Annotated in this window: 7 protein-coding genes; all 7 read left to right on the forward strand. The window is 48.5% G+C overall.

Annotation, left to right across the window (positions count from 1 at the left end; genetic code table 11):
• The first annotated feature begins 13 nt into the window (after nt 1–13).
• The gene (locus tag B2X00_RS00390) at nt 14–1,114 is read left to right on the forward strand and encodes a flagellar basal body P-ring protein FlgI (RefSeq protein ID WP_071463281.1); all 1,101 of its coding nucleotides are present in this window, start codon (nt 14–16) and stop codon (nt 1,112–1,114) included.
• Nucleotides 1,095–2,069: a flagellar assembly peptidoglycan hydrolase FlgJ gene (flgJ, locus tag B2X00_RS00395; RefSeq protein WP_290485655.1), complete on the forward strand. Its 975-nt coding sequence runs from the start codon at nt 1,095–1,097 to the stop codon at nt 2,067–2,069. The genes B2X00_RS00390 and flgJ overlap by 20 nt, the downstream gene beginning before the upstream one ends.
• Nucleotides 2,070–2,175: 106 nt before the next feature.
• Nucleotides 2,176–4,188, forward strand: coding sequence for a flagellar hook-associated protein FlgK (flgK, locus tag B2X00_RS00400; protein WP_071463282.1), 2,013 nt, complete (start codon nt 2,176–2,178; stop codon nt 4,186–4,188).
• Between the two features lie 28 nt (nt 4,189–4,216).
• A complete protein-coding gene (gene flgL / locus B2X00_RS00405; protein WP_071463283.1) occupies nt 4,217–5,422 on the forward strand; it encodes a flagellar hook-associated protein FlgL in 1,206 nt (401 codons plus the stop codon).
• 207 nt (nt 5,423–5,629) lie between these two features.
• Nucleotides 5,630–6,568, forward strand: coding sequence for a flagellin (locus B2X00_RS00410; protein ID WP_290485656.1), 939 nt, complete (start codon nt 5,630–5,632; stop codon nt 6,566–6,568).
• 146 nt (nt 6,569–6,714) lie between these two features.
• Nucleotides 6,715–7,671: a flagellin gene (locus B2X00_RS00415; RefSeq protein ID WP_290485657.1), complete on the forward strand. Its 957-nt coding sequence runs from the start codon at nt 6,715–6,717 to the stop codon at nt 7,669–7,671.
• A 175-nt stretch (nt 7,672–7,846) separates the two neighbouring features.
• Nucleotides 7,847–8,632, forward strand: a 786-nt coding sequence (locus B2X00_RS00420) for a flagellin (RefSeq protein WP_290485658.1), incomplete at its 3' end; no start/stop codon positions are given.

Genomic DNA, 8,632 nt, shown 5'->3' on the forward strand with positions numbered 1-8,632 from the left:
TAAGGAGTAGCAAGTGAAACAGTTAAAAGTCGGGTTATTGATTATTGCCATTATCAGTCAGTTGCTGGCGCCCGCTTATGCTTCACGCATTAAGGATATCGCGTCAGTGGCGGGGATTCGGTCGAACCAGCTGATTGGTTATGGGTTGGTCGTGGGTTTGCCCGGTACGGGTGAGCAAACGCCATTTACGGACCAAACCTTTCGCACTATGCTCGGTAATTTCGGCATCAATATTCCGCAAAACGAACGACCTAAGATCAATAATGTCGCAGCGGTCGCCGTACACGCGGAAATCCCTGCATTTGCAAAGCCTGGACAAACCTTAGATGTAACGGTGTCCTCAGTGGGTAGTGCGGATAGTTTGACTGGCGGTACGCTGTTACAGACCTTTTTAAAGGGGGCTAATGGCGAAGTCTATGCCGTTGCGCAAGGCAGTTTGATAGTTGGTGGCTTAGGCGCTGAGGGTAATGACGGCTCTAAAATCGTGATCAATACGCCCACCGTTGGTCGCATTCCTGGCGGTGCGATTGTCGAACGCGAGATACCGACTGCGTTTGCTCAAGGCGACTACTTCACCTTTAACCTACATGACTCCGACTTCACCACCGCTAAACGCGTAGCCAACACCATTAATGGATTGGTCGGTGATGGCATGGCACAAGCGATAGACGCAACCTCGATTCGGGTTAAAGCGCCAAGAGAATTAAGCCAGCGGGTGAGCTATATGTCCACGTTGGAAAACCTTGAAGTGGAACCAGCGATGTCCGCGGCGAAAATTATCATCAATGCGCGTACCGGCACTATTGTGGTGGGTCAAAATGTGGAGTTACGTCCAGCGGCTGTGGCTCACGGCAATATGCAGGTTACCATCTCGGAAAATGTGCAAGTCGACCAACCGAATCCGTTTGCGGGTGGAGAAACAGCTGTGACACCGCAGAGCATTATTGATGTGCAGCAAGATGATGCCCGTATGTTTGTCTTTGAACCCGGTACCACACTGAACGATCTGGTGCGCGCGGTTAACCAAATCGGCGCAGCACCTGGCGATATTATTGCGGTACTCGAAGCGTTAAAACACGCAGGAGCGATTTCTGGTGAGCTCATCGTTATTTAATACAGACGCAGCAAGCTTGTATGATCTTGCGCCTCAGGCGCAAGCTAAGGGTGCAGTGTTGGATAACCACTCACTCGATTCACTGCGCCAAAAAGCCTTTGGTGAGCATAAAGAGCAAGCGCTACGTGAAGCAGCACAACAGTTTGAAGCGATCTTTTTAAATATGGTCATGAGCAGCATGCGTAAAGCGAATGACGTATTTGCTAAAGATAATCCACTGAATTCACGGTACACCAGCATGTACCGTGATATGTATGACCAACAACTGACCTCTGAATTATCTAATAAAGGCGCACTTGGCCTGGCTGATCTAATGGTGCAGCAGTTGAGCCCTAATCAAGGTAAAGAACAATTCCAACGTAATGGCGGTAACTTGGGAGAGCAGCGCGTGCGCTCACCGAGTACAACGCTGTCCGATCAAGGCGGTGTACCGGTGGGATTGTACTATGGGCAAACACGAGTTAACCAAGCCAAAGTAGGTGAGCAGTCGGTTACCTTTGATTCGCCTGAAGCCTTTGTTGACGCGATACGACCCCATGCCGAAAAAATCGCTCAAGAGAGTGGCATGAATGCCAATGCCTTGATTGCACAAGCGGCGTTAGAGACAGGATGGGGGCAGCGTGTCGTGCCAGGCCGTCACGGCGGTTCGAGTAATAACCTGTTTAATATCAAAGCCGATGCGCGTTGGGGTGGTGAGCAATCGCAGGTAAGCACGCTCGAATTTGATGGTGAGGTGGCCAAGCGTGAGAAAGCCGCGTTCCGTAGTTATCAAAATGTGGAACAAAGCTTGCAGGACTATGTGACGTTTATTCGGTCGCATCCTCGTTACCAGCAAGCGCTGGCTGTCGCCGACGATCCGAAACAGTATGCACAGCAGTTGCAGCAAGCTGGATACGCGACTGATCCGAAGTATGCGGATAAGATCCAAGCCGTGATGAACCGACTAACACCGTAACTTACGTTGTGCCGCAAGACAAAAAAAAGCGGCAAAAAATTGCCGCTTAAGTTAAACATTTTCACGCCGCGGCCGATAACAGGTCACGAGCACTGGGGAGTAAAGAATGAGTTTCGACTTACTAAATATTGGTAAAAACGGTATTTTGGCGCACCAACAGAGCCTGCAGGTGACCGGTCAGAATATCAATAATGCGAATACTCCCAGCTATGTACGTGAACGTACAGAATATCTTGAGTCACAATACGGTGGCTTAGAACGCGTCCGTGTACAGCGAATGATTGATGAATTTTCGAATCGTCAGTTACGTACCGATATTTCGCGCGTAAGCTTCTATGAGGCGAATCTTGAGCAGGCCGAACAACTGGATACGTTACTCGGAGATAGTACGACCAACGTGTCCTCAACTATCGAAAGCTTCTTTAATACCTTGCAGGATGCGAACAACGATCCGGGTTCGGTGACTGCACGCCAGTTGGTGCTCGCCGAAGCCGATGGCATGGTCACTAAATTTAACGACTTTTCATCGTACCTTAATGATCAAGAAGACATCATTGACGAGCGACTGAAGCTGTCGACCGAACGCGTTAACTCGATCGCCGAAAATATCGGTGACCTTAACGAGCGAATTTTTGCCGCAAGCGGTAGCCAAAATGCTAACGGTGACGTCAACGCATTGAAAAACCAACGTGATGAGCAACTGCGTCAGCTTGCCGAACTGGTTGAGTTTTCTGTTGTTGAGCAGGACAACGGTGGGTTGAGCGTAAACCTTAAAAACGGTCAGCCGTTAGTGCTGGAAGATGGCCGGTTTAACTCGGTCGCCGTAAAGAACAACCCCAATACCGAACGCTTAGAGTTTGTGTTACGCAAAGATCATGGCGGCGGAAAGCAAAGTGAGTTTGTTGTTCGCTCTGACGAAATCGGTGGTTCTGTTGGTGGTTACCTTGAGTACCGTGATGATATTCTGATGCCGACTCAGCGTCGACTAGGCCAGTTAGCGGTCCGTATCACCGATACGCTGAACTCGCAGAATCAAAAAGGCATGGATTTAGATAATCAGTTAGGTCGTAAATTATTCGATCTTTCGCAAACCCAAGCCTCGGGTCTGGCTTACGAGGAAAACACCGGTAATGGCGAAGTGACAGTGGGTGTGCTGGAAGGCAATAGTGCGTCGTTCCCCTCAGAAAACTTGCAAGTCACCATGACCAGTGCAACTGATTATGAAGTGGTCGCGGTGGATAGCAACGGCCAACCATTAGAAGGTGCTGATGTTATCACGGGGACGGTCGATGGCGCTGGCAACGCGGACATCGAAGAGTACGGTATCACGCTCAATGTGGCTAATACGCCTGCTGCCGGTGACCGCTTCTTAGTTAAACCTGCGGAGAGTGCCGCATCAGAAATTGAACTCGTCGTTCGCCGTCCAGAAGACCTGGCATTGGCGAGTCCGATCCGCGTACAAAATAATATTGATAATCAGGGTGCCGCTGAAATTCAGATTAGCGAGATTAACGCACCTGACGACTATTATGACGCAGGCAATAACACGTTATTAGGCACGGCCCCGGCTCGTATCGAGGTGACCGGGAAAACCGGTAACGCTTATGACATTGAGCTGTTCGACAAAGATGGCAACTCCATGGGGACATTAGCCGGCACGACGGACCTGGAAAATATCGTGGGTCAGATCGCGGGCGGCGATCCCGATTATGATGTCAGCATTGTCGGTGAACCGTCTGTCGGTGACAGTTATTCAATTGAATACAACACGAACGGCTTTGATGATAACAGTAATGGTCAGGAACTGGCGGACTTGCAACGGCAACAATTAGTGCGTCGTGATGGTGCGGAAGCCGAAGATCCGACCATGACATTTAATGAGAGTTACGCGCGCTTGGTGTCGGATGTGGGTAGTCGTGTGAGTCAAAACCGTGTATTGCGCGATTCAGCCGAAGCGATTAAATCGCAGACCGAGGCACTCTATGAGTCGAAAGCAGGCGTGAATCTCGAGGAAGAAGCTGCGAATTTGATCCAGTACCAACAAGCCTACACGGCATCCGCTCGGATCATTACAACGTCGCAAACCATTTTTGATACGTTACTGCGCTCACTGGGCTAAGTAGCTGCATGATGAGCAGGAGTGAATTATGCGTTTAAGTACCAATTTGTTTTATCAGCGTGCGCAAGACAGCTTAACGCAGTCGCAGTCTCGCCTTGATAAGGTGCAACTGCAACTGACTAAGCAAACGCGCATTCTCAGCCCCGCTGACGATCCGATCGGTAATTCTCAGGTATTAGCGCTAGACGAGAAGCTGGCGCAAAATAGCCAGTTCGATCGCAACTCGGTGACGTTGGAAAACAACCTCAGCCGTGAAGAAAGCGTGTTGTCGAATATTGTCGGTTTCGTGCAACGTGCTCGCGTGCTCGCAAACCAAGCCGGTAATGGGAGCTACAGCCAAGAGAACCGCGAAGCTTTAGCATTGGAGTTGCGTAACATCGAAGATGCTATTTTTGATTTTACTAACGCGCAAGATGAGTCGGGTGAATATATTTTTGCCGGATATCAAAATCGTATCCAGCCGATGAACTATGACCAAGTCACACAAAGTTATAGTTATGATAGCGATGACGGTCAGCGCCAAATTCAATTATCGCCGAGCCTTTATTTACCGGCCGGAGACCCAGGGAGTAAAGTGTTCGGCACCTTGTCGAACCGCGTTGACGTGGAGTTCACTGGCGGCAATAACTTGGTGAATAGTTTGACTGCGAGTGACCGCGATGCGCTAGCAAACTATTGGGATGCGGGCGATGCCGCGACGCAATCGGCAACAATAAATTTTGTCGGCGGTAACTATGAAATTGTCGATGGCGGCGGTACAACAGTAGCAACTGGGGCCTATACTGCGGGTGATACCATCAGTTATCAGGGTCTAGAAATTAATACCAGTAATGATGTGGTCAATGGTGATTCAATTACGTTTGATATTAATGAGCCCGTATCACGAAACCTGTTAACGCAGATCGGCGATTTGGCGAGTGCGTTAGAGAATTCCGATGGCAATCAGAAATTCTCTTATCGTGAGGAAATTGCTTCGTCTTTGACAGCATTCGACGACGCGATTTCTAACCTGACCGACACGCAAGCTAAGGTCGGGGCGCGGTTGAATGTGTTAGAGAATACTCGGTTGAGCAACGCGGACCTGGAAATTGTTAACAAAAAAGCGCGGTCCGATATTGCCGATGTGGACTATTCGACAGCGATTACTGACCTTGTTAAGAACGAAACGATCTACTCGGCTGCTCAACAAGTGTTCACTCGGGTATCTCGTTTGAGTTTATTTGATTATTTATAAATAACTTATCATGTTGGCTGATAGTCAACAGTGACAAGGTATACAGAGATTTTATGAAGGGTTCAGTTGAGTGCTGAACCCTTTTTTTGTAAAAAAATTCAAAAAAGCGGCTAAAGTTTGCCGCTCCGTTGCCGTTAGCCTGAATGACGGCTAAATTTTGCCGTTTTATCGGCAGGTTTAGCCAAAACAAAGCTAAGGAGCAGAATTATGCCTTTATATGTGAATACCAACGTCAGCTCGTTGAACGCACAGCGCCAATTGATTAACTCAGGTAATAAATTGGATACTGCGTTTGAACGTTTGTCGTCAGGTTTCCGCATCAATAGTGCATCAGATGATGCCGCTGGTTTGCAGATCTCGAACCGCCTTGAGTCTCAGGTAATGGGCTTGAACCAAGGTAACCGTAATGCGAACGACGGTATTTCATTGGCACAAACAGCGGAAGGCGCGTTAGACGAAGTGACTAATACCTTCCAACGCGTACGTACCTTGGCGCAGCAAGCGGCGAACGGTTCTAACACCGGTGAAGACCGTTTAGCGATTCAAGAAGAGATTCGCGTATTGATGAGCGAAGTGAATCGTATCGCAGAAGACACTACATTTGGTGGTCAAAGCCTGCTTGACGGTTCTTACAGCGCGTCTTTTCAGGTTGGTGCAGATGCTAACCAAACCATCAACTTCGACATGCAAACTGTTGGCGGTACTGCAAACTCAATGACTGCGGCAGGTGGTTTCACTTTGTCGGGTATCGCGAGTGTTGCATCCGCTGTATCGGGTGAATCTTTGTCAGCGATTTCTGGCACAGCAAACACTAATAGCTTCGCAGGCGCATTCGTTGCTTCAGCGATTTCTGTATCGACTCAAGATGCAGCACAAGAAGTGTTGGCGGGTATGGATAACCTGATCGCTGTGGTTGATAAGAAACGTGCAGAGTTGGGTGCGGTACAAAACCGTTTCCAATCAACGATTCGTAACCAAGGCAACGTTTCTGAAAACCTAGAAGCTGCGAAATCGCGTATTAAAGACGCGGACTTTGCTGCTGAAACTGCAAAACTGACTCAGTCTCAGATCTTGCAACAGGCTTCACAGACTATCCTTGCCCAGGCTAACCAGCGCCCACAGGCAGCGCTTCAGTTACTTGGATAAGTTATTGAATTTATTAAAAAAGCCGGGCTTATGCTCGGCTTTTTTTATTTTTATTCTAAAGTAACGATTGGCATCGCCGATACCCTTTTTAGTCACAGAGTTTAACTAAGCGTCAACGACGCTCGATGCAAAGAAAGGGGAATGTTATGCCTTTATACGTAAATACCAATGTGAGCTCACTGAACGCTCAGCGTCAGTTGATCAACTCAGGTAACAACTTAGACCAAGCTTTTGAACGTCTATCATCTGGTTTTCGTATCAATAGTGCATCTGACGACGCTGCCGGTTTACAAATTTCAAACCGTCTTGAATCGCAGGTGATGGGTCTTAACCAAGGTAACCGTAACGCTAACGACGGTATCTCACTTGCACAAACCGCTGAGGGTGCATTGGACGAGGTTACTAATACGTTCCAACGTGTACGTACTTTGGCACAGCAAGCGGCGAACGGTTCTAACACCGGTGAAGACCGCTTAGCGATTCAAGAAGAAATTCGCGTATTGATGAGCGAAGTGAACCGTATCGCAGAAGACACCACCTTTGGTGGCCAAAACCTGCTTGACGGTACTTACTCTGCAAGTTTCCAAGTTGGTGCCGACGCTAACCAAACCATCGACTTCACGATGCAGTCAGTGGGCGGCACTGCAAACAGTATCACTGCCGCAGGTGGTTTTTCATTGTCAGGTATCGCGAGTGTGGCATCTGCCGTAACTAACGACACGATTGAAGCTATCGCGGGCACGGCAATTGCCGCAGCTGCGACCAACGGCTCAACGTTCGCTGACTTGTTTACCGCAACAGGCATCTCTGTATCAACCCAAGACAACGCGCAAGCAGTATTAGCGGGCATGGACTCACTGATTGCTGTAGTGGATAAGAAGCGTGCAGAGCTCGGTGCGGTGCAAAACCGTTTCCAATCAACGATTCGTAACCAAGGTAACGTTTCGGAGAACTTGGAAGCTGCGAAATCACGTATCAAAGATGCTGACTTTGCTGCTGAAACGGCGAAACTGACTCAGTCTCAGATTCTCCAGCAGGCGTCACAAACTATCTTGGCGCAGGCCAATCAGCGTCCACAGGCGGCAATCCAGCTTCTTGGCTAAATGAATTAAATTTCATTTAATTACTAAGCTGTTGAAAAACCGAGCAATTTTGCTCGGTTTTTTGTTTAAAGATTATACAAAAGGGGCCGATATATTAAGTAAGCAAGAACGTATGTCACTGACCGGGTGTTTTGTGTAAGTGACACAGTGGATTTAACAAGAGGGGTGCATAACCATGCCTTTATATGTAAACACAAACATCAGCTCACTTAATGCTCAGCGTCAGTTAATCAACTCAGGTAATAAACTTGACCAAGCTTTTGAGCGCCTTTCATCAGGCTTCCGTATTAACAGTGCATCTGACGATGCGGCGGGTCTACAGATCTCTAACCGCTTAGGTTCTCAGATCATGGGTCTTAACCAAGGTAACCGTAACGCGAACGACGGTATCTCTTTGGCACAGACCGCTGAAGGTGCTTTGGACGAAGTAACAAACACCTTCCAACGTGTACGTACTTTGGCGCAACAAGCAGCCAACGGTTCAAACACCGGTGAAGACCGCTTGGCAATCCAGGAAGAAATTCGTGTATTGATGAGCGAAGTGAACCGTATCGCCAAAGATACTACCTTTGGTGGACAGAACTTGCTCGACGGAACTTACTCTGCGAGCTTCCAAGTAGGCGCGGACGCTAATCAAACCATCGACTTCACTATGCAGTCAGTGGGTGGCACTGCCAATAGTTTGACTGCTGCTGCGGGTTTTACTTTGTCAGGTATTGCATCAATTGCATCAGCTGTTACCGGTGATGCGTTGACATCAATCTACGGTACCGCAACGTTTACTGGTAGTACCAACGGTGCGACTGCACTTGATTTCGCTACCGTGTTCGTGGCTTCAACGCTTTCTGTGAGCACCCAGCAAGACGCGCAAGCAGTGCTAGCGGGTATGGACTCATTGATTGCTGTAGTGGATAAGAAACGTGCCGAGTTGGGTGCTGTGCAAAACCGTTTCCAATCAACG

The organism is Idiomarina sp. UBA3162 (assembly GCF_002364475.1).
GTDB lineage: Bacteria > Pseudomonadota > Gammaproteobacteria > Enterobacterales > Alteromonadaceae > Idiomarina.

Excerpts from the sequence above, each read along its gene's own strand:
- flgK (WP_071463282.1), top strand. The coding sequence starts at position 2,176 with ATGAGTTTCGACTTACTAAATATTGGTAAAAACGGTATTTTGGCGCAC.
- flgL (WP_071463283.1), top strand. The coding sequence starts at position 4,217 with ATGCGTTTAAGTACCAATTTGTTTTATCAGCGTGCGCAAGACAGCTTA.
- B2X00_RS00410 (WP_290485656.1), top strand. The coding sequence starts at position 5,630 with ATGCCTTTATATGTGAATACCAACGTCAGCTCGTTGAACGCACAGCGC.
- B2X00_RS00415 (WP_290485657.1), top strand. The coding sequence starts at position 6,715 with ATGCCTTTATACGTAAATACCAATGTGAGCTCACTGAACGCTCAGCGT.